General features: G+C 61.7%; 18 protein-coding genes and 2 pseudogenes. 12 read left to right on the top strand and 8 right to left on the bottom strand.

Translation table 11 applies throughout. From position 1 onward, the window contains the following. Positions 1–4 precede the first annotated feature (4 nt). The 3 genes from JFV30_RS27910 (at position 5) to JFV30_RS27900 (ending at position 2,670) form a co-directional block, all read left to right on the top strand. Positions 5–1,246, top strand: a complete 1,242-nt coding sequence (locus JFV30_RS27910; RefSeq protein WP_201125676.1) for a heme biosynthesis protein HemY — start codon at positions 5–7, stop codon at positions 1,244–1,246. Positions 1,247–1,483: 237 nt separating this feature from the next. Then, positions 1,484–2,005 carry a disulfide bond formation protein B gene (locus JFV30_RS27905; RefSeq protein WP_201125675.1) on the top strand — a complete coding sequence of 174 codons (522 nt, stop codon included), beginning with the start codon at positions 1,484–1,486 and terminating at the stop codon, positions 2,003–2,005. 206 nt (positions 2,006–2,211) lie between these two features. Then, the gene (locus tag JFV30_RS27900) at positions 2,212–2,670 is read left to right on the top strand and encodes an Rsd/AlgQ family anti-sigma factor (protein ID WP_008439329.1); all 459 of its coding nucleotides are present in this window, start codon (positions 2,212–2,214) and stop codon (positions 2,668–2,670) included. Positions 2,671–2,723: 53 nt separating this feature from the next. On the opposite strand, the gene JFV30_RS27895 is transcribed toward JFV30_RS27900, so the two are convergent. Then, positions 2,724–3,389, bottom strand: coding sequence for an FKBP-type peptidyl-prolyl cis-trans isomerase (locus JFV30_RS27895; protein WP_010167988.1), 666 nt, complete (start codon positions 3,387–3,389; stop codon positions 2,724–2,726). Positions 3,390–3,581: 192 nt separating this feature from the next. Between JFV30_RS27895 and JFV30_RS27890 the strand changes: the two are divergent. Continuing rightward, positions 3,582–4,574: pseudogene (locus JFV30_RS27890) on the top strand (AlgP family protein); the annotation flags it as partial. Positions 4,575–4,861: 287 nt separating this feature from the next. Here the strand turns inward: JFV30_RS27890 and JFV30_RS27885 are convergent. Continuing rightward, positions 4,862–5,322, bottom strand: a pseudogene (locus JFV30_RS27885) (TIGR02444 family protein). A 50-nt stretch (positions 5,323–5,372) separates the two neighbouring features. Here JFV30_RS27885 and JFV30_RS27880 point away from each other — a divergent pair. The 3 genes from JFV30_RS27880 (at position 5,373) to JFV30_RS27870 (ending at position 8,644) form a co-directional block, all read left to right on the top strand. Then, complete coding sequence (locus JFV30_RS27880) at positions 5,373–7,283, top strand: ATP-binding cassette domain-containing protein (protein ID WP_003208841.1); 1,911 nt, start codon at positions 5,373–5,375, stop codon at positions 7,281–7,283. Continuing rightward, the gene (locus tag JFV30_RS27875) at positions 7,283–7,846 is read left to right on the top strand and encodes a mechanosensitive ion channel family protein (RefSeq protein WP_010167981.1); all 564 of its coding nucleotides are present in this window, start codon (positions 7,283–7,285) and stop codon (positions 7,844–7,846) included. Before JFV30_RS27880 ends, JFV30_RS27875 begins: the two co-directional genes overlap by 1 nt. Positions 7,847–8,011: 165 nt before the next feature. After that, the gene (locus tag JFV30_RS27870; protein ID WP_003208844.1) at positions 8,012–8,644 is read left to right on the top strand and encodes a LysE family transporter; all 633 of its coding nucleotides are present in this window, start codon (positions 8,012–8,014) and stop codon (positions 8,642–8,644) included. Positions 8,645–8,782: 138 nt separating this feature from the next. Here JFV30_RS27870 and JFV30_RS27865 read toward each other — a convergent pair whose 3' ends face one another. Genes JFV30_RS27865 through JFV30_RS27850 form a run of 4 tightly spaced genes read right to left on the bottom strand, consistent with a single transcriptional unit; the run spans position 8,783 to position 11,926 of the window. Beyond that, complete coding sequence (locus tag JFV30_RS27865; RefSeq protein WP_201125673.1) at positions 8,783–9,526, bottom strand: penicillin-binding protein activator LpoB; 744 nt, start codon at positions 9,524–9,526, stop codon at positions 8,783–8,785. A 3-nt stretch (positions 9,527–9,529) separates the two neighbouring features. Continuing rightward, positions 9,530–10,117 (bottom strand): penicillin-binding protein activator LpoB, encoded by a 588-nt coding sequence (lpoB, locus tag JFV30_RS27860; RefSeq protein WP_010167979.1) that lies wholly within the window; start codon positions 10,115–10,117, stop codon positions 9,530–9,532. Between the two features lie 29 nt (positions 10,118–10,146). After that, a complete protein-coding gene (locus tag JFV30_RS27855; protein WP_003214024.1) occupies positions 10,147–10,518 on the bottom strand; it encodes a YcfL family protein in 372 nt (123 codons plus the stop codon). A gap of 10 nt (positions 10,519–10,528) precedes the next feature. Next, positions 10,529–11,926: a COG3014 family protein gene (locus JFV30_RS27850; RefSeq protein WP_201125672.1), complete on the bottom strand. Its 1,398-nt coding sequence runs from the start codon at positions 11,924–11,926 to the stop codon at positions 10,529–10,531. Between the two features lie 306 nt (positions 11,927–12,232). On the opposite strand from JFV30_RS27850, the gene JFV30_RS27845 reads away from it, so the two are divergent. After that, on the top strand, positions 12,233–14,128 hold the full coding sequence (locus JFV30_RS27845) for an FTR1 family protein (RefSeq protein WP_201125671.1): 1,896 nt from the start codon (positions 12,233–12,235) through the stop codon (positions 14,126–14,128). Positions 14,129–14,130: 2 nt separating this feature from the next. After that, on the top strand, positions 14,131–14,583 hold the full coding sequence (locus tag JFV30_RS27840; protein WP_201125670.1) for a YaiI/YqxD family protein: 453 nt from the start codon (positions 14,131–14,133) through the stop codon (positions 14,581–14,583). Here JFV30_RS27840 and elbB read toward each other — a convergent pair. Further along, complete coding sequence (elbB, locus tag JFV30_RS27835; RefSeq protein WP_201125669.1) at positions 14,580–15,245, bottom strand: isoprenoid biosynthesis glyoxalase ElbB; 666 nt, start codon at positions 15,243–15,245, stop codon at positions 14,580–14,582. The two genes, JFV30_RS27840 and elbB, sit on opposite strands and share 4 nt — an antisense overlap. A gap of 115 nt (positions 15,246–15,360) precedes the next feature. Here elbB and JFV30_RS27830 point away from each other — a divergent pair, with 115 nt between their 5' ends. Next, complete coding sequence (locus JFV30_RS27830) at positions 15,361–16,596, top strand: sterol desaturase family protein (RefSeq protein ID WP_010167970.1); 1,236 nt, start codon at positions 15,361–15,363, stop codon at positions 16,594–16,596. Here the strand turns inward: JFV30_RS27830 and JFV30_RS27825 are convergent. Beyond that, positions 16,577–17,215: a DedA family protein gene (locus JFV30_RS27825; protein ID WP_010167968.1), complete on the bottom strand. Its 639-nt coding sequence runs from the start codon at positions 17,213–17,215 to the stop codon at positions 16,577–16,579. The genes JFV30_RS27830 and JFV30_RS27825 overlap by 20 nt on opposite strands. A gap of 229 nt (positions 17,216–17,444) precedes the next feature. Here JFV30_RS27825 and hemB point away from each other — a divergent pair, with 229 nt between their 5' ends. Together hemB and ppk1 are read left to right on the top strand one after the other, a co-directional pair. Further along, positions 17,445–18,458, top strand: coding sequence for a porphobilinogen synthase (gene hemB / locus JFV30_RS27820; RefSeq protein ID WP_010167966.1), 1,014 nt, complete (start codon positions 17,445–17,447; stop codon positions 18,456–18,458). A gap of 18 nt (positions 18,459–18,476) precedes the next feature. Continuing rightward, positions 18,477–20,705, top strand: a complete 2,229-nt coding sequence (gene ppk1, locus JFV30_RS27815; protein WP_010167964.1) for a polyphosphate kinase 1 — start codon at positions 18,477–18,479, stop codon at positions 20,703–20,705. Positions 20,706–20,781 lie beyond the last annotated feature (76 nt).

Below are 20,781 nucleotides of genomic sequence, written 5' to 3'. Positions count from 1 at the left end.
GCCGATGAAGCGTTTCTACGTGATCCTGGTGCTGGCGATTGCGATCGCCCTGGCGCTGGCTGTGGGCATTTCGAAACACACCGGCTACGTGCTGATTACCTATCCCCATGTGCTGCATTACGAGTCCGGGCTGTGGTCGACGCTGGTGGCGTTGTTTGCCATCGGCCTGGCGATCTACCTGGTCAGGGCGCTGTTGGGCCTGGTGCTGACCTCGGGTGGTGTGGTCAACCCGTGGTCGCGGCGCAATCGCAGCCGTCGGGTCCAGGTCGCCATCGAGCAAGGCCAGATGGACCTCGCCGAAGGGCGCTGGGCGAGTGCCGAGCGTCACTTGCACCGTGCCGCCGAAGCCGAACGCCAGCCCTTGCTGTATTACCTCGGCGCTGCCCGCGCGGCCAACGAACAGGGGCGTTATGAAGAGGCAGACGGCCTGCTGGAGCGCGCGCTTGAGCGCCAGCCCCAGGCCGAACTGGCGGTGGCGTTGAGTCATGCGCAGTTGCAGGTGGACCGTGGCGACACCGAGGGTGCGCTGGTCACCTTGCAAGCCATGCATGAGCGTCACCCGCATAACGTCCAGGTACTGCGCCAGTTGCAGCGCCTGTATCAACAGCGCGGTGACTGGTCTTCGGTGATTCGGCTGCTGCCGGAACTGCGCAAGGACAAGGTGCTGCCACCTGCCGAGTTGGCCGACCTCGAGCGTCGCGCCTGGGGCGAGAACCTGTCGTTGGCGGCCCAGCGCGAAGAGCAGGGTGAGGCTGGCCAGCAATCCCTTGAGCGGGCGTGGCAGCAACTGACTTCGGCCCAGCGCCAGGAGCCGCAACTGGTGCTGGCTTACGCCGAACAGCTGCGTCAATTGAGCGCGGACGCCAAGGCCGAAGAAGTGCTGCGCGGTGCGCTCAAGCGCGAGTACGACAGCCACCTGATCAGGCTCTACGGATTGCTGCGTGGCAGCGACCCGGCGAAGCAGTTGAAGTTTGCCGAAGGCTGGCTCAAGGACCATCCGGGCGATGCCAGCCTGCTGCTGACCCTTGGCCGCCTGTGCCTGCAAAACAGCTTGTGGGGTAAGGCGCGGGACTATCTGGAAAGCAGCTTGCAGGTACAACGCAACCCGGAAGCCTGCGCTGAACTGGCACGCTTGCTGGCGCAGTTGGGCGACACCGAGCGCAGCAACCAGTTGTTCCAGGAAGGCCTGGGCTTGCTGGACAAGCGTTTGCTGGCGGCACCGCTGCCGGTGCCGGCGCGGGTTTGACGTAGGAATCAGCGTAAGGGTTGGCTCAGAACTGTCCTGCTGCCAACCCTTCAATATCGCCGAATAGCTGTAGTCAATACGGCTTGTAGTAAACTCCTACGCAGACGAGCGTTTAATCGCTCCACTTCTGACGGGATATCCCTACGCTCTCGCGGAATCGTCTGCTCCGGCGCGTATTGAAAGGGGTAAGGCCTTTCCTCTACCGTAACTACCTATCTCTTGCGTTGCGGATAAACAATGTCTTTGGCCCCCTCACGCTCCCTGTTCCTCCTGGCTTTTTTGGCCGGTGCGCTGACGCTGGGCGCGTCCTTTTACCTGGAATACGCCGCGCTTCTGCGTCCTTGTTTCCTGTGCCAGGTGCAACGCATTCTTGTGGCTGCCTTCACGCTGATCAATCTGGTGGCAGCGATTCACGGGCCCAGGCGGTCCGGGATCTACCTGTATTGGCTGGCGAGCATGGGCTGCGCCGTATTGGGGGCTATTACTGCTGTACGGCAGGTGCTGCTGCAGAATACGCCGCCGGAGCAGTTGCCTGCCTGTTGGCCCGGCCTCGAATACATGATCGAGAACCTGTCGCTTCGGGAGACGGTAGCGCTGATCTTCAAGGGCACCGTCGACTGCGTGGAAATCAACTGGACGCTGTTCGACTTGAGTATTCCCGAGTGGAGCCTGTTGTTCTTCGTCGCCATGTTGATCCTTGGCGTGGCGCAGTTCTCACGGTTGCTGCTGAGCCAGCGTTTTGGTCTTGCTCGGCACTGACAGGTGCCCGCTGGTTGTAGGAAGGGATTAAACACTTGTATGAACTTTCTCTCCTGCGTACCTTGATGCCATAGTCGTGCGGGCATAATCTGGCCCGCACGCGTTATTGAAACAGACTGTTCGATGCACCTTTGCCCGGTGGCCGCTTTAACCTTGAAGTGTTGCGCGGGCAGCGGGCGGCGCCCCTATAGGGAAGAGAGATCATCATGCTGGAAAGTTGTCAGAATGCTCAGGAACGCTGGGGTGGGGTGCACAAACTGATCGATGGTTGGTTGAAAGCGCGTCACGAACTGGTTCGGGCCTTTGATGCTCTCGGTGCCAAGCCCGAAGCGCTAAGCGAGAACCGCAAGCCATTGCAGGAATTCTGCGGCGTACTGGTGGACTACGTCTCTGCGGGGCACTTCGGTGTCTACGAGCAGTTGACCAAAGAGGCCGAGGCCTTCGACGATCAACGTGGCCTGGACCTGGCCGAGACGATTTACCCGCGCATCGACGTTATTACCGAGAAGCTGCTGGCCTTCAATGACCTGTGTGATGCCGGCAAGTGTGTTGCAGAAAAATTCAAAGAGTTGGGCGGTTTGCTTCATGAGCGTTTCGAGCTGGAAGATTGCCTGATCGAAGTGCTGCACAACGCTCACAAGGAAGAGTTGACGGCCAAGGCCTGACTCGCCGCAACACAAAAAAACGGTGCGCATTGCGCACCGTTTTTCGTTGGGGTTCAGGCACCCGCGCCGAGCAATTCGATCTCGAATACCAGCGGCGTATAAGGCGGGATCAACTCGCCAGCGCCGTCAGCGCCATAGGCTTGGCTGGATGGAATCACCAGGCGCCATTTCGCGCCCACCGGCATCTGTTGCAACGCGCTGCGCCAGCCGCTGATCACACTGTCCAGACGAAACCACTGCGGCTGTGTGCTCTTGTCGAAGACGGTCCCGTCGGGTAACCGCCCCACATAATTCACTTGCACGCGATCATCGGCCGCCGGCTTTTTCCCGGTGCCAGGGGCCAGTTCGGTCAGCAGGATGCCGTCTGCCAATTCGCGCACACCACTTTTGGATTTCTCGCTGGCTAAAAATTGTTGCTCGGCCGCGAGTGCCTTTTCACTTTGGGGGGCGCGATTGTCTGGTGCGTTTTGCGCTTCGTGCTGGGCAAGAATCTGTTCGATGCGTGTGTCGTCCAGGGCCAGCGGCTTGCCTTGGTAGGCCTGTTTGAGGCCGTCGATCAACGCCTCCATTTGCAGGCCCGGCATCTCCTGGCGCAGGCGTTCACCCAGGCTCGCGCCCAGGCTGTAGGCCAGGTCGTGGTCATCTTTGGACGGGGATTTCTCGCTCGCGTTGGCCACTGAAAGCGCCACGCTCAACACTAAAAAAAGGTAACGCGACATGGGCGTTCTCCAGCCGAAAGTGCGATGGATTATGCCAGTGTGAATGCTTAAAAAGTGGCGTGGTTTTTCGTTATATCGATAAGAATTTTCGTGCGGTGCAACGCAAGCCAATCGATACTGTCAACATGCCCTAGCGGCGGTAAGAGCAGAGGGCTAGTATGAGCCGCACCCACGTCAGCCAGGAGGTAAACCATGTCGGCCAAACAGAAGCCTGTAAATACCCCGTTGCATTTGCTCCAACAACTTTCGGGCAGCCTGCTCGAACATTTGGAAAGCGCTTGTTCACAAGCCTTGGCTGATGCTGAGAAGTTGCTCGCCAAGCTGGAAAAGCAACGCGGCAAAGCTCAGGAAAAACTGCACAAATCCCGTACCAAACTGCAAGGCGCAGCGACCGCTGGCAAAGCCAAGGCACAAGCCAAAGCCAAGGACGCCGTCAAAGAACTTGAGGACTTGCTCGACGCCCTCAAGGATCGTCAATCCGAAACCCGCACCTACATTTCCCAACTCAAGCGTGATGCTTCCGAGAGCCTGAAACTGGCTCAGGGCGTTGGTCGTGTGAAGGAAGCTGTCGGCAAAGTACTGAGCGCCCGTGCTCCGGCTAAAGCCGTTGCAGCCAGCGCGGCGAAAAAGCCAGCCAGCAAGGCAGTCGCCGCTAAGGCACCTGCAAAAGCTGCGACCAAGCCTGCGGTAAAAGCACCGGCTAAACCGGCTGCCAAAACTGCTGCTGCCAAGCCAGCCGCTAAAACTGCTGCTGCAAAACCGGCGGCCAAGCCAGTTGCTAAAACTGCTGCCGCGAAACCGGCTGCGAAACCGGCTGCGAAGCCAGCCGCTAAAACTGCTGCTGCCAAACCGGCAGCCAAGCCAGCTGCTAAAACTGCTGCTGCGAAACCGGCGGCCAAGCCAGCGGCTAAAACTGCTGCCGCGAAACCGGCTGCCAAGCCAGCCGCTAAAACTGCTGCTGCGAAACCGGCAGCCAAGCCAGCGGCTAAAACTGCTGCTGCGAAACCAGCTGCCAAGCCAGCGGCTAAAACGGCTGCTGCGAAACCAGCTGCCAAGCCAGCGGCTAAAACTGCTGCTGCGAAACCAGCTGCCAAGCCAGCAGCTAAACCTGCTGCTGCGAAACCAGCTGCCAAGCCGGCTGCTAAACCTGCTGCTGCAAAACCAGCCGCCAAGCCAGCGGCTAAAACCGCTGCTGCGAAACCAGCTGCCAAGCCAGCGGCTAAACCTGCCGCCGCAAAACCAGCTGCTAAGCCTGCTGCTGCCAAGCCGGCCGTCAAGCCAGCTGCTGCAAAACCAGCGGTCAAGCCAGCCGCAAAACCAGCAGCCGCCAAGCCTGCACCGGCCAAGCCAGCGACGCCAGCTGCAAAGCCTGCGACCCCGGCCGCACCTGCTGCCAGCACCGCAGCGCCAACCGCTTCGGCCAGCAGCACGCCTGCACCGGCAGCGCCAAGCGTCACCCCAACCAGCGCTTCCTAAGTGCCGGTGACTGCGGCGCGCAGCTGATGCAGCGCGTCGTGGTCAAGGTTGGCGGCTTCGGCCGCCAGTCCTTCAAGCCACGCTTGAGCTCCCCCTCGGCCCTCGGCCAACCCTGCGCCACGTCTTCCAGGCGCGATAAGAGCAGCCGCTCTGCTTCCAGTTCCAAAGCCTTGACCTGTTCCCGCAACGCTCCCAGCTCAGCGTCGTGCTGCGCCATGGCCCGCCATTGCGTGCGTACCTGCCGCAGCGGTTCAACCACCTCGGCCTGCCACGGCCCGGCTATTTGCCGCAGTGCCTGCAAACGCGACGGCTGCGGCGCCACAGCACGTTGCTCCAGCCATAGCCCGCACAACACCAGGCACACATCAGCCCCTTGCGCCTGCAAGCGCAGGCACGCGTCCTCGACGCCCGGGCGGGCGTAAGTCGAGAGGGCAAAGCTCCACAGGTCAGCGCACATATTCACACCCAAGCCAGCGGCCAACGAAGCTGGTAGACTCCGCCGCCATTATGATCCGACTTCAAAGCCTAACATTACAGCGTGGCCCGCAACGTCTTCTTGAAGACGCCGAGCTGACCCTGCACGCCGGTCACAAAGCCGGCCTGATCGGTGCCAACGGCGCCGGCAAATCCACGTTGTTCGCCTTGCTGCTGGGTGAGCTGACGCCCGACTCCGGGGATTGTCTGCTGCCCGCCGACTGGCGCATCGCCCATATGCGCCAGGAGATCGACACCCTCGACCGCATTGCGATCGACTACGTGCTCGATGGCGACCTGCGCCTGCGCCAGGTGCAACACGACCTCGCCGAGGCCGAGAAAGCCCAGGACGGCGCCGCACAGGCCCGCCTGCACTCGGAACTGGACAGCGCCGACGGCTACACCGCCGACGCCCGCGCCCGCAAGATGCTTGCCGGCCTGGGCTTTACCAACGAACAGATGGATCGCCCCGTCGCCGACTTCTCCGGCGGCTGGCGCATGCGCCTGAACCTGGCCCAGGCGCTGATGTGCCCGTCGGACCTGTTGCTGCTCGATGAGCCGACCAACCACCTGGACCTCGATGCGATCCTGTGGCTGGAAGACTTCCTGAAAAGTTACCCGGGCACCTTGCTGCTGATTTCCCACGACCGGGATTTCCTCGACGCCGTGGTGGACAACATTGCCCACGTCGACCAGAAGAAAATCACCCTGTACCGCGGCGGCTACAGCGCCTTCGAGCGCGCCCGTGCCGAACGCCTGGCCCAGCAACAGCAGGCCTACGAGAAGCAGCAGGCGCAACGCGCGCACATGGAAAGCTACATCGCCCGGTTCAAGGCCCAGGCCACCAAGGCCCGTCAGGCCCAGAGCCGCATCAAGGCCCTGGAGCGCATGGAAGAACTGTCGGCGGCCCACGTCGATTCACCGTTCGACTTTGTGTTCCGCGAGTCGGTGAAAATTTCCAGCCCATTGTTGGACCTGTCCGACGCCCGCCTGGGTTATGGCGACAAGACCATCCTTGAAAAGGTCAAGTTGCAGCTCACCCCCGGCGCGCGGATCGGCCTGCTCGGCCCCAACGGTGCGGGCAAGTCGACCCTGATCAAAAACCTCTCGGGCGAATTGCAGCCCCTGGCCGGTCGCCTGGTGCGCGGTGAGAACCTGGTGGTGGGCTACTTCGCCCAGCATCAGCTGGACTCCCTCGACGCCAAGGCCAGCCCGCTGCTGCACCTGCAACGCCTGGCGCCGACCGAACGCGAACAGACCCTGCGGGACTTCCTCGGCGGTTTCGACTTCCGTGGTGCGCGCATCGACGAGCCGGTGCTGAATTTCTCCGGTGGCGAAAAGGCCCGTCTGGCCCTGGCGTTGATCGCCTGGGACCGGCCAAACCTGTTGCTGCTCGATGAACCGACCAACCACCTGGACCTGGAAATGCGCCTCGCGCTGACCATGGCCCTGCAAGAGTTCAGCGGCGCGGTGTTGGTGGTGTCTCACGATCGGCACCTGCTCAAGAGCACGACCGATAACTTCCTGCTGGTGGCTGACGGCAAGGTCGAGGAATTCGACGGCGACCTGGAAGACTACGCCCGTTGGCTGTCGGACTACCGCTTGCGCAACGCGCCGGTCAGCAATACGCCGGTCAACCCGGACAAGACCGACAAGAAGGCCCAGCGCCAGGCTGCCGCTGCATTGCGCCAGCAACTGGCCCCGCACAAGCGCGAAGCCGACAAGCTGGAAGCCGAGTTGGGCAAGATCCACGAGAAGCTGGCGAAGATCGAAACCAGCCTTGGTGACAGCGCCGTGTACGAGCCGGCCCGCAAGGATGAATTGCGCGATTTGCTGGCCGAACAGGCCAAGCTCAAGGTGCGTGAAGCGCAGTTGGAGGAGACCTGGATGGAAGCCCTCGAACTGCTGGAGTCCTTGCAGGCGGAGCTGGAGGCGCTGTCCTGATGGAAGCGCTGCAACTGCCGCTGCCGGCACAATGGGTCGCGCCGATCTGGGTGGCCGTGCAAATTCTGCTGATCCTGCTGGCCGGCTATTTCGCCCAGCGTTTCGTCGCCAAGTGCCTGAACCGGCTGGGGGAACGTTATCCGTTCCCGCCGCAGTTGCTGATGCCCCTGCGCGGCGGCCTGCGCTGGCTGATCATGGGCAGTGCACTGATCTTTGTGCTGGAGCGCCTGGGCGTGTCCGCCACGGTGTTGTGGACGGCGTTGTCAGGGTTTGTGGCGGTGGCGGCGGTGGCGTTCTTCGCCATGTGGTCGGTGTTGTCCAACCTGCTGTGCGCCATCCTGATCTTCACCGTTGGGCCGTTTCGCCTCGGTGATGTGGTCGAGTTGGTGGACACGGTCGACAAGCCCGGCGTCAAAGGCCGGGTGGTCGCGATCAACCTGCTCTACACCACGCTGATCGAAGTCGAAGAGGCCGGCACGGGCAGCGTCATGGTGCAAGTGCCCAATAGCCTGTTCTTCCAGCGCTCGGTGCGCCGTTGGCGCGGCAGTGACGTGCTGCCTTAACCTGTGGCGAGGGAGCTTGCTCCCGGCTTTTTTTGGGGCCGCTGCGCAGCCCAGCGGGAGCAAGCTCCCTCGCCACAAAGGCGCAACCCCAAAATTTTTGTAGCCATTTCTCGGCCGGCAGCGTTAGTTTAGAAACATTCAACAAACTAAGCTCTGAGGTGGGTAATGGCACTCGACACGTGGCTGGCCTTTTTCCTGGCCAGTTGGATCATCAGTCTCTCTCCTGGCGCTGGCGCCATTGCGTCGATGTCCAGCGGCCTGCAATACGGTTTCCTGCGCGGGTACTGGAATGCCCTGGGCCTGCAACTGGGCCTGGCGATGCAAATCGCCGTGGTGGCCGGCGGCCTCGGCGCGATTCTCGCGGCATCCTCCACGGCGTTCTATGCGATCAAATGGTTCGGCGTGGCTTACCTGGTGTATCTCGCCATCAAGCAATGGCGCGCGCTGCCCACCGACCTTAGCGATGACGCGGCGATTCGCCCGATCGGCAAGCCGATGGCGATGATGTTCCGTGGGTTCCTGGTCAACGCCAGCAACCCCAAGGCGCTGGTGTTCATGCTGGCGGTGTTGCCGCAGTTCGTGAACCCGCAGGCGCCGCTGCTGAATCAATACCTGATCCTGGGCGCGACAATGATCTGCGTGGACATGATCGTGATGGCCGGCTACACCGGGCTGGCCTCGAAAGTGTTGCGCCTGTTGCGCACACCGAAGCAGCAGAAACGCATGAACCGCACGTTTGCCGGGTTGTTCGTGGGCGCGGCGGGGTTCCTGGCCAGCTTGCATCGCGCAACGGCGTAACTGACCAAACCGGATCAAACATGTGGGAGCGGGCTTGCCTGCGATAGCGTCACCCTGGTGTAACTGATACACCGAGGCGTCTGCATCGCAGGCAAGCCAGCTCCCACATTGGTTTTGCGTTGCCCGTGCGTTTGGTAATCAGCGCAAGATCTTCGGCGCTTCATCCCGTGGCAGGTTATTGCGCAATGCAGGCTGCCCAGGTGCTTCCTGATAACCACCGCCGAGTTGTTCGGCCAACTGCCGTGCCACATGCTCTCCCAACGCCTTCGACACTTCCCGCACCACACGCGGCCGGTTCAGGCTCACGCGCACGTCACGGTTGTTCACCAGCTTGGTGTCCTGGCCTTCGCCCATGGCGGTAAACGCCGAGGTGATTTCAAAGGTGCGGGTGTTGATCAGGCTGAAATCTGCCACCAGCGTCAGGCCCAGCACCACCGAATAGCTGTTGGTGTGGTCCAGCGCATTCACATCCTGGGTGAAGTCGATGTCCGACAAGGTGCCGAACAGCACGTAGTCCGCGCCCTTGAAGTTGCCGGCCTTGATCCGCTTGATCACGTCGTACACATCGCCCTTGGCGTCAGCCGTGTAAGGCGTGCCCTGCACCAGCTGGAACTGCCGGGACTTGAGGATTTCACCCTTGATGTCGCCGCTGAACTTGCGCAGTTCGGTTTGCTCGATGTAGCTGGTACGGCTTTCGTACTCGCTGTAGCTCGACCCGCCGCTGGCGTTGTAGGCGCTGGCCTGGAAGTTGTTGCTGGCCGCGACCTGGTGGATGTACTCCTCCACCCGGGCCTCGTAGGCCAGGTCGGTTACCGCGATCTTCGGTGCGGCCGAGGCGCCAAAGGCGCACAGCAGGCCGATCATGCCAATCCATGCACGCATTGCTTAGCGCTCCGTGGTCTTGCGGATTTCTTTTTCGTCCATCCATTCGGCCAGGCCACTTTCCACGTCAACCAGTTGCAGGCTGAATTTGTAGAACACGTCCTTGTAGTCCGAGCTGCGCTTGACGATGGAGCTGATGGAGCCTTCCAGGCGGTACTTGGCAGCGACCATGTTGCCGGTCTTGCTGACGGTGGACTTCTTGTACAGGCCGCTCTGGTTCTGCAACTTCAACTGGTCGACCTGGCTTTGCATGTCGGTGTTGTCGCTGGCGAAGCGGGCGGTGCCGGTCTTCATCAGTTGGGTCTTGATCGACGTGGTGATCTCGCGGGTGTCGATGTACTCGCTGGTCTTGTTCTTCACGTCATACACCTGCACCACCGGGCGGCCCTGGAGAATGCCGGACTGTGCCAGGGAGCGGGTCATGCTTTCGGCGATCATCTGCAGGTCGGTGGAACCGAACTCGTTGGTCACCAGTTCCACGGCCTTGGTGTCGCCGTAGCTGATGTTTTTACCGCCCAGTACCGGCGAGGTGTTGGCGCAGCCGCTGGCCAGAACGGCCACCACGGCGAGGAACGAGAAGCGTGCAAACATGGGGAAATCTCTTAAAAAGGGTGGACGGCTCAAGGGGTTTTGACTTCAAGACGGAAGTCCGCCGCCTGGGGCAGGTTGGCGATGGCCGGCAGGAAGGTCGCCTGGTTTGCGTAGAGGTTCAGCACCTTCCAGGTCTCTTCGTCGCCCACCGGGAAGCCGTCGGCGCCCAGCCAGGCAAAGCGGTAATACATCATTTGGTTGCTGCTGGTGATGTTGCTCAGCTGCACCTTGGCGGTCAGGAAACCGTTTTCCCGGGCGACGCGGATAGCGCCCACGGCGATGCCCTTGAACTTGCCCATCACCACGATTTTGCTCGCGGCGCTGCCGGGTTCCGGCGGTGGCGGGGTGGCGCAGCCGGCCAGCAGGATCAGCGCCAGGGCGCCGAGGATGAAATGACGCATAGCGTGCTCCTTAAGGTTGTTTGAGAGTGGCGACTGCTTGCGGCGGATGGCTCTGCACCACGTGGGCCGCAAGACCGCCGGCGAATACCTGGTTGCCGACCACGCGCAGGGTGATCACCTGATAGCGCTGGTCCGCCTTGACCGTCACCAGCGTGCCGCCCAGGGCGTTGGGCAGGCTGACCTGATGCTCGCCGTGCTTGAGGCGCAGGCGTGTCACCTGGGTCATGTCCGGCAAAGTGCGCCAGGTGCGGGTGTCGGCGCCTTCGGTGACGGCCGAGGCGATACCGAGTACCAGGCCGGCCATCGGGTTGGTCTTGTTCAGGTTGTTCTGGGTGATACCGCGAGTGACGGCGCGCACGGTGGTGCGCAGGATGATGCCCGGCATGTCATCCCGCAGGGCGCGGCGGGACATGGCGGTGGTGCTGTTGAGGGCGGTGAGGTTCTGCTGCTGGCCGTCGACACCGATCTGGGCGAAGGTCGCGGTGGAGGTGTCGGGCTTGATCACCGGGAACGACAGCGGGGTGATCACCAGGTGGCCGTCGATGGGGATCGGCAGGGGCAGGCGAATCGAGTCGCGGGCCGGTGCCAGGCCGCTTTGCACCACGATCAGCACGTCGGTCTCATTGGCGCCGACTTTGGATTTATCCAGGTCGAGCAGGGCCTGCTCCAGCAGCGGTGTGTTGGGGCGCAGTTCGGCGGCCTTGCGATAACCCGGTGCGGCCAGGTCCTTTTCGCCCAGCGCTTCGTAGACGAAACCGGCCAGGTAATGGCTGAACGCACTCTGGTAGCTGTTCTTCAGGCCCACCACTTCCGGGGCATTGAGGCTTTCCACCGGGTAGCCGCGCAGGTCCTTGAACTGGGTCGCGATGCCCTGGCGCTCGGCTTCGTTTTCGCTCTTGAGGTATTCCTTGTCCCGCAGGTCTGCAATCACCGCTTCGCGTTCGTGGGTCTTCTTGATTTCGGTGCGGGCGCCGTCGAAGTCATTCAGTGCCAGCAGGTTCAGGGCCATCTGCGTGGTGAGCATGACTTTTTCGTAGTCGTAGCCTTCGTAGCGGCGGACCTTGTCATTGACCAGGAAGGCGCCGAACTGTGCGAGGTACTTGTCGGTGTCGAACTTGACCGATTCTTCCCACTTGTAGACTTGCAGGTCGGCACTGCGCCAGGCGGTCTGACTGCCGGTCAGGTCGCCCTTGGCCCGCAGCAATTCGCCCTTTTCGAAGTAGTAGAGAAGGTCCTTGTCGTCGCCGGTGTTGTTCTTCTCAAGCAGGGTCAGCGCGCCGTCGACATTGCCGGTGGCCAACTGCTGGTTGGTGGCTTGCAGCTCGGTGTCGTAGCTGCGAAACATCGAACAACCGGACAACAACGTGACCGCCGCGAGCGCGAGCGAGGTAAAGGCGCGAGATGCCATCGAAGAGCTTCTTCCCTGAACGTAATCGGCCGAATGTGCTGGTCGGGCCGAATCACCCATGGCAGGAGCGCGTAGCGGTCCTGCCAATTCCTCATAAAAAGAGGAGCCAAAATGCCATTTCGCAATAACGAAGGCGCGGCATTATAAGCCGCATTGCTGGCAAAACAATGGCCTTTTGGGTCCATTTTCCAATGAGATGCCACTACCTCAGTGTTGGAATCCCCCATCCAAAATCACTAACGCCTTGAGTCAAAGCCCTTAAGGTTTGACAATGTGTTACTTCGTATTTCCCTTTGAGATTCATTCATGATTGCCCCCTTCCGTTTTCTCGCCTGGCTGGTGTTGCCGGCGTTGATGTCGTGCAGTTTCAACCTGCTGGCCGCAACTGCCGAGGGTGCCCCCCAGGCCCTGCATTTACTGGACTACATCGGCGCGGACTACCCGCCGACGGTGGAGGCGGGCAAGGTCATCGATGATTCGGAATACCGCGAACAGGTGGAATTTCTTGGGGTTTTGCAGGGGTTGGTGGCTGAGCTACCGGAAAAACCCGAGCGCGCCGAGCTGATAAAAGGCGTGGATGAACTGCTCGCAGCCGTGACGGCCCATCAGGATGGCGCGGCGGTTGCCCACCAGGCCCGGCAATTGGGCGCCAAACTGGCGGTGGCATATGAAGTCAGCCAGGCCCCGGCCATTACCCCCGACCCGACCCGTGGTGCGCCGCTGTATGCCCAGAACTGCTCGGTGTGCCACGGCGCCACCGGCGCGGGTGATGGCCCGGCAAGCGTCGGCATGACCCCGCCGCCCGCCAACCTGCGGGACGCGGCACGCCTCGACCGCTTGAGCCTCTACGCGATCTACAACACCCTTGGGCTGGGCGTGGAAGGCACCGACATGCCGTCTTTCGCCGATCAACTGGACGACCGCCAGCGCTGGGACCTGGCCACCTACATCGCCGGCTTCACCGCCGACCCGGCTGCCGCGAAAAGCGAAAAGTCCTTCAACCTCGCCGACCTTGCGCGCCAGACCCCCAATGAAGTGCTGGCCACCGAAGGCCCGGACGCCGTCGCCACCTTCCGTGCCCAGCGCGCCCAACCGCCACAGGTCAAGCGTGGCCCGGCACAGTTGCTCGATTACACCGCGGCCACCCTCGACAAAAGCCTCGCCGCTTTCCGCAACGGCGAGCATGAACAGGCCTATGACCTCTCGGTAGCGGCTTACCTGGAAGGTTTCGAGTTGGTTGAAAGCTCCCTCGACAACGTCGACGCCAACGTGCGCAAGGACACCGAAAAGGCCCTGATGGCCTACCGGCAGTCGTTGCAGGACGGTTTGCCGATCGAGCAGGTCCAGCAGCGCCTGGACGTGGCCAAGGGCAAGCTCACCGAATCTGCCGGGCTGCTGGGCAGCGATGGCCTGAGTTGGTCCCTGAGTTACATCTCCGGTTTGCTGATCCTGCTGCGCGAAGGCCTGGAAGCGATTCTGGTGCTGGCGGCGATCCTCGCGTTCCTGCGTAACACCGGCCAGCAATCGGCGGTGCGCAGCGTCAACGTCGGCTGGGGCCTGGCGCTGTTGGCCGGTTTGGCCACCTGGGCGTTGGCGGCGTATGTGATTGACGTCAGCGGTGCCCAGCGTGAGTTGCTGGAAGGCTGCACCGCGCTGTTTGCCAGTGTGATGGTGCTGTGGCTGGGGGTGTGGATGCACGACCGCCGTCACGCAGCGGCCTGGCAGGACTACATCAAGAGCAGCCTGGTGGGCGGTGGCGGGCGCTTCGGTTTTGCCATGCTGGCGTTCTTCTCGGTGTACCGCGAGCTGTTCGAAGTGATCCTGTTCTACGAAACCCTGTGGCTGCAGGCCGGCCCGGCCGGGCACAACGCGGTTTTGGCTGGTGGTGCCACGGCGCTGGTGCTGTTGGTGGGCCTGGCCTGGGTGATTCTGCGGGGCTCGGCGAAACTGCCGCTGGCGCTGTTCTTCGGCATCAACGCGGCGTTGCTGTGCGCGCTGTCGGTGGTGTTCGCCGGGCATGGCGTCAAGGCGTTGCAGGAAGCCGGGATCTTCGGTACCCGGCCGGTGGCGTTCTTTGACTTCGACTGGCTGGGAATCCACGCCGATGCGTATTCGTTGGGTGCCCAGGCGGTGGCCATCCTGGCGATTGTGGTGCTGTACGGCCGCAGCCGCCTGGCTGAAAAACGCCGCGTGGTGGCCTAGCCATGCGCGTGTGGATCGATGCCGACGCCTGCCCGCGGGCGGCCAAGGATCAGGTGGTGAAGTTCGCCCTCAAGCGCCAGTTTGAAGTGGTGCTGGTGGCCGGGCAGAGCCAGATCAAGCCGAGCTTCGCGTGTGTGAAGCTGATCGTGGTGCCCAGCGGCTCGGACGCGGCCGATGACTACCTGGTAGAGCACGCGGCGCCCGGCGAGTTGGTGATCTGCAGCGATGTGCCGCTGGCCGACCGCCTGGTGAAGAAGGGCGTGACGGCGCTGGACCCGCGAGGCAAGGAGTTCAGCCCGCAAAACATGAGCGAGCGGCTGGCGGTGCGTAACCTGTTCACCGACCTGCGCGAGCAGGGCCAGATGGGCGGTGGCCCGCCGCCCCATGGGGACAAGGAGAAGCAGGCGTTTGCCAACTCACTGGATCGGATTCTGACCCGGTTGATGAAGGCTTAGTCGTTCTCGTGGGTCAGCTCCAGCACCCGGTCCACCAGCTTGTTGATGCCTGACGCCACTTCGCTGATGCGTTTGCCCAGCATGTAGGCCGGGGTGCTCACCAACTTGCGCGCCTTGTCTTCAACGATGTCGTCCACCGCGCACTCCTGGTGGGTAGCGCCCATCTTGTCCATGGCGGCCGCGGTGTCGGCGTCGTTGCCGATGGTGCAGGTCACGCCCGGGCCATAGATCTTCGCTGCGAGGGCCGGCGAGATGCAGATCAGCCCGACTGGCTTGCCCGCTTCGGCAAACGCCTCAGCCAGTTCCAGCACCTGCGGGTTGACGCTGCAGCCGGCGCCTTCCACGGCAAAGTTCGACAGGTTTTTTGCCGCACCAAACCCGCCGGGCACGATCAGCGCGTCGAAATCCTCGGCGTTGGCGTCACGGATGTCCTTCACGTCGCCTCGGGCAATGCGCGCCGACTCCACGAGCACGTTGCGCGACTCGGGCATTTCCTCGCCCGTCAGGTGGTTGATCACATGCAACTGGGCAATGTTCGGTGCAAAACACTGCACCTCGGCACCGCGCTGGTCCAGGCGCAGCAGGGTGATCACGCTTTCATGAACCTCGGCCCCGTCGTACACGCCACAGCCGGAAAGGATCACTGCAATCTTTTTGCTCATGGGCATTTCTCCTGATTCATGGCGTTAAATGTCTACTCATTTGTCACTCATTGCCAATGGGATATCCAGCCGCTACACCTACTCTAGATGTAACAATAATTGACCGGACTTGCCCATGGACTTCGTCCCTTACGCGGTACCGTTTTTCATTGCCTTGATTGTGGTCGAGCTGCTGGCCGACTACCGGCGCGGCCAGCGCAACTACCGGGTGGCCGACGCCATCAACAGCCTCAGCACCGGCGTGTTGTCCACCACCACAGGGCTGCTGACCAAAGGGGTGGGCATCCTCACCTATGCCTTCGCCCTCAAGCACCTGGCGATCATCGAACTGTCGGCCCAGAGCGTCTGGACCTGGGTGTTCGCCTTCGTGTTCTACGACTTCTGCTACTACTGGCTGCATCGCATGGGCCATGAGCGCAACATCCTCTGGGCCGCCCATTCTGTGCATCACCAGAGCGAGGACTACAACCTCAGCACCGCCTTGCGCCAGACCAGCACCGGCTTCCTGCTGAGCTGGATCTTCTACCTGCCGCTGGCCGTACTCGGCGTGCCGCTGGTGGTGTTTATCAGCGTGGCTTCCCTCAACCTGCTGTATCAATTCTGGGTGCATACGCGTCATGTGCCCAAGCTCGGCTGGTACGAGTGGTTCTTCGTCACGCCATCCAATCATCGGGCCCACCACGCACAGAACGCTCTCTACATGGATCGCAACTACGGCGGGGTGTTCATTATTTGGGACCGCCTGTTCGGCTCCTTCCAGGAAGAAGACGACAACGAGCCGGTGATCTTTGGCGTGACCACGCCGTTGGCCAGCTGGAACCCGCTGTGGGCCAACCTGCAGTTTTATGCACAGCTGTGGAGTGACGCGCGGCGTACTGAAAGCGGGTGGGACAAGCTGCGTATCTGGTTCATGCGCACCGGCTGGCGCCCGGCGGATGTGGCGGCGAAGTACCCGATGGCCAAGCCGGACTTGAGCCAGTTCCGCAAATTCGAGGTGCCGCTGGATGGGCGCCAACAGATATACATCGCCCTGCAGTTTGCCGCGTACGTGGGGTTTGGCAGCTATCTGATGAATTTTGGCGAGGGCTTGCCGACCGCCGCCCTGGTGTTGGGCTGGAGTGCGATGGCGTTGGGGTTGTTCACTCTTGGCGTTGCTTTGGAGAATCGCCCGTGGGCGCTGAAGGCCGAGCTGGTGCGCCTGGCGTTGAATGTGCCATTGGTGTGGTTGGCGCCGCTGGTGGGGCTGTGGCCGGCCAGCTCTTTGGGCTGGCTGGGCCTGGTCAGTTACAGCTTGCTCAGCGGCATCGGCCTCTACTGTTGCAGAGACCGGCTTACTCGACTGGCGTCGTAGGCTTTTCGGCTTTTTCCGGTTCGCCTGCCGCCAGGCGAACCTTTTCAGCGGCGCAGGCTTCACGGGTCAGGCGGGCGTTCTTGATGCGCCGGCGTAGCCACAGGCCCAGGCCCAGCACCAGCAGTGCGCCCAGTACCCACAGCTCATACTTCTTGACGCTGCCCAGCATGCCTTCCAATACCGCGCCGAAATGGTAAGCCGCAGCCCCAAGTGCCGCGGCCCATACGGCGGCGCCGATCCCGTTGAGCAACAGGTAGCGCCCCGGCGGGTAGCCCGACAAGCCAATGGCCACCGGCATCACGGTGCGCAAACCGTAGACAAAGCGGAAGCTCAGCACCCAGATGTCCGGGTGCTTGCGGATATGTTCCAGCGCGCGATCGCCCAGCAATTGCCAGCGCGGTTTGCGTGCCAACAGCTTGCGGCCGTGCTTGCGCCCCAGGAAGTACCACAACTGGTCGCCGGCGTAGCTGCCGAAAAAGGCAACGACCACCACCAGGTTGATATCCATGTATCCACGGAACGCCAGGAAGCCTGCGAGAACCAGAATGGTTTCGCCTTCGAAGAAGGTGCCTAGGAACAGCGCAAAGTAGCCGAAGTCATGCAGAAATTGTTGAAGCATGGTCTGGGTGCTGGCGAAATGAACGCGCAGCCTACGCCTTCGTGAACATTCATGAAAGTATCGAGATGTGTCACGAAGTGAACAATTCCTACATAAACGACGAATGCGACTACAGGTCGCACGGCTGTTGCCTTACGGTGTATGAGCTAACCACAACTGTAATTCCTTCGTCATAATGGCCGCTTATAACTGTCACGCTCGCCCGTCAAGCCGGGCCCAGGAGTCTGCCGTGAGCTTTACCCCCGCCAACCGTTTGTTTCCCGCCACCCGTCTGCGTCGCAACCGTCGTGATGATTTTTCACGTCGTCTGGTGCGTGAAAACGTCCTGACGGTGAATGATCTGATCCTGCCGGTGTTTGTGCTGGACGGTGAAAATCGTCGGGAAGCGGTGGCGTCGATGCCGGGTGTGGAGCGCTTGACCATTGATTTGCTGCTCGAAGAGGCGGCGAACTGGGTCGAACTGGGGATTCCGGCGCTGGCGCTGTTCCCGGTCACGCCGTCCGGGCTCAAGTCCCTGGACGCCGCCGAAGCCTGGAACCCGGACGGTATCGCCCAGCGCGCCACCCGTGCCTTGCGTGAACGCTTTCCGGAACTGGGGGTGATCACCGACGTGGCCCTGGACCCGTTCACCACCCACGGTCAGGATGGCATTCTCGACGAAGAAGGCTATGTTCAGAACGACATCACCGTTGATGCGCTGGTCAAGCAGGCCTTGTCCCATGCGGCGGCGGGTGCCCAGGTGGTGGCGCCGTCAGACATGATGGACGGCCGTATCCAGGCGATTCGCGAAGCGCTCGAGCTGGCCGGCCACGTCAACGTACGAATCATGGCCTACTCGGCCAAATACGCCAGCGCCTACTACGGCCCGTTCCGCGATGCGGTGGGCTCGGCGCTGAACCTGGGCAAGGCCAACAAGGCCTCGTACCAGATGGACCCGGCCAACAGCCACGAAGCCCTGCACGAAGTGGCGGCAGACCTGGCCGAAGGCGCCGACATGGTCATGGTCAAGCCCGGGATGCCGTACCTCGACATCCTTTATCGGGTCAAAGAGGAATTCAAGGTGCCGACCTTTGTCTATCAGGTGAGCGGTGAATACGCCATGCACATGGCCGCGATCCAGAATGGTTGGTTGAGTGAAGGGGTGATTCTTGAATCCCTGACTGCCTTTAAACGCGCGGGTGCTGATGGCATCCTGACTTACTTCGCCGCCCGCGCCGCCCAATTGCTTAGAGAGCAACAATAGCCCTCACAGGAACACTCGATGAATACCGAAGGACTCACAGAAGTTGCCGTAAAAGACGCTCACCCGGTGGTCGAACAAGTCACCGAGACCCCGCCGGAGCTGGAGCCGGCTCCACCCGTTGCGGCAGCCGAAACGCCAGCTGCCGCGCCGGCGCCGGTGGTTGCGATTACCAACCTGGATGACAGCAGCCTGTACATCCATCGCGAGCTGTCACAACTGCAATTCAACATCCGCGTGCTGGAACAGGCACTGGATGAGTCCTACCCCTTGCTGGAACGGCTGAAGTTTTTGCTGATTTTCTCCAGCAACCTGGACGAGTTCTTCGAGATTCGCGTCGCCGGCCTTAAAAAGCAGATCACCTTCGCCCGTGAACAAGCCGGCGCCGACGGCCTGCAACCGCATCAGGCCCTGGCCCGTATCAGCGAGCTGGTGCACGGCCACGTGGACCGCCAATACGCGATCCTCAACGACATCCTGTTGCCGGAACTGGAAAAACATCAGGTCCGCTTCATCCGTCGCCGCTACTGGACCACCAAGCTCAAGACTTGGGTACGCCGCTTCTTCCGCGACGAAATCTCGCCGATCATCACCCCGATCGGCCTCGACCCGACGCACCCGTTCCCGTTGCTGGTGAACAAGAGCCTGAACTTCATCGTCGAGCTGGAAGGTATCGACGCTTTCGGTCGCGACTCGGGCCTTGCGATTATCCCGGCGCCGCGGTTGCTGCCACGGATCATCAAGGTACCGGAAGAGGTGGGGGGGCCTGGCGATAACTATGTATTCCTTTCGTCGATGATCCACGCTCACGCCGACGACCTGTTCCAGGGCATGAAGGTCAAGGGCTGCTACCAGTTCCGCCTGACCCGTAACGCCGACCTCGCGCTGGACTCCGAAGACGTCGAAGACTTGGCCCGTGCCCTGCGCGGCGAGCTGTTCTCCCGTCGCTACGGTGACGCAGTACGTCTTGAAGTGGCGGACACCTGCCCGAAACACCTGTCCGACTACTTGCTCAAGCAGTTCAACCTGAGCGAGAGCGAGCTGTATCAGGTCAACGGTCCGGTGAACCTCACGCGCCTGTTCAGCATCACCGGCCTGGACAGTCACCCGGAGCTGCAATACAAGCCGTTCACCCCGCAGATCCCGAAACTGCTGCAAAACAGCGAGAACATCTTCAGCGTGGTGAGCAAGCAGGACATTCTGCTGCTGCACCCGTTCGAGTCCTTCACCCCGGTGGTCGACCTGCTGCGCCAGGCCGCCAAGGACCCGCATGTGCTGGCCGTGCGCCAGACCCTGTACCGCTCCGGCGCCAACTCGGAAATCGTCGATGCGCTGGTGGATGCCGCGCGTAACGGCAAGGAAGTGACGGCGGTGATCGAACTGCGCGCGCGGTTCGACGAGGAATCCAACCTGCAACTGGCCAGCCGGCTGCAAGCGGCCGGCGCGGTGGTGATCTACGGCGTGGTCGGCTTCAAGACCCACGCCAAGATGATGCTGATCCTGCGCCGTGAAGCCGGTGAGATCGTGCGTTACGCCCACTTGGGGACCGGCAACTACCACGCCGGCAACGCCAAGCTCTACACCGACTACAGCCTGCTGACTTCCGATGACGCCTTGTGTGAAGACGTTGGCAAACTGTTCAGCCAGTTGATCGGCATGGGCAAGACGTTGCGCATGAAGAAGCTGCTGCACGCGCCGTTCACCCTGAAGAAGGGCATGCTCGACATGATTGCCCGCGAGACCCAGTTCGCCCTCGACGGCAAGCCGGCGCACATCATCGCCAAGTTCAACTCGCTGACCGATCCGAAGATCATCCGTGCTCTGTACAAGGCCAGCCAGTCGGGCGTACGTATCGACCTGGTGGTGCGTGGCATGTGCTGCCTGCGTCCGGGCATCGCCGGGGTTTCCCATAACATCCACGTGCGTTCGATCATCGGGCGCTTCCTGGAGCACACGCGGGTGTTCTACTTCCTCAACGGCGGCGAGGAGCAGATGTTCCTCTCCAGCGCCGACTGGATGGAGCGCAACCTCGACAAGCGTGTGGAGACGTGCTTCCCGGTGGAAGGCAAGAAGCTGATCATGCGGGTCAAGAAGGAGCTGGAGAGTTACCTCACCGACAACACCCACAGCTGGAGCCTGCAGTCGGACGGACGCTACGTGCGCAACACCCCGACCGGCAACCAGAACCCGCGCAGCGCCCAGGCGACGTTGCTGGAGAAGCTGGGCAGCCCGATTCTGACGGTGAATTGAGGCTGGATTTGACGGCATAAAAAAACGGCCCTTTCGAGGGCCGTTTTTTTTGGGGGGCGCATAGGCATCAACAGAG

This window comes from Pseudomonas sp. TH32, assembly GCF_016650855.1.
Classification (GTDB): domain Bacteria; phylum Pseudomonadota; class Gammaproteobacteria; order Pseudomonadales; family Pseudomonadaceae; genus Aquipseudomonas.
Note: the sequence above shows the minus strand (reverse complement) of the source record. Positions and strands in the feature narration are given on the sequence as shown.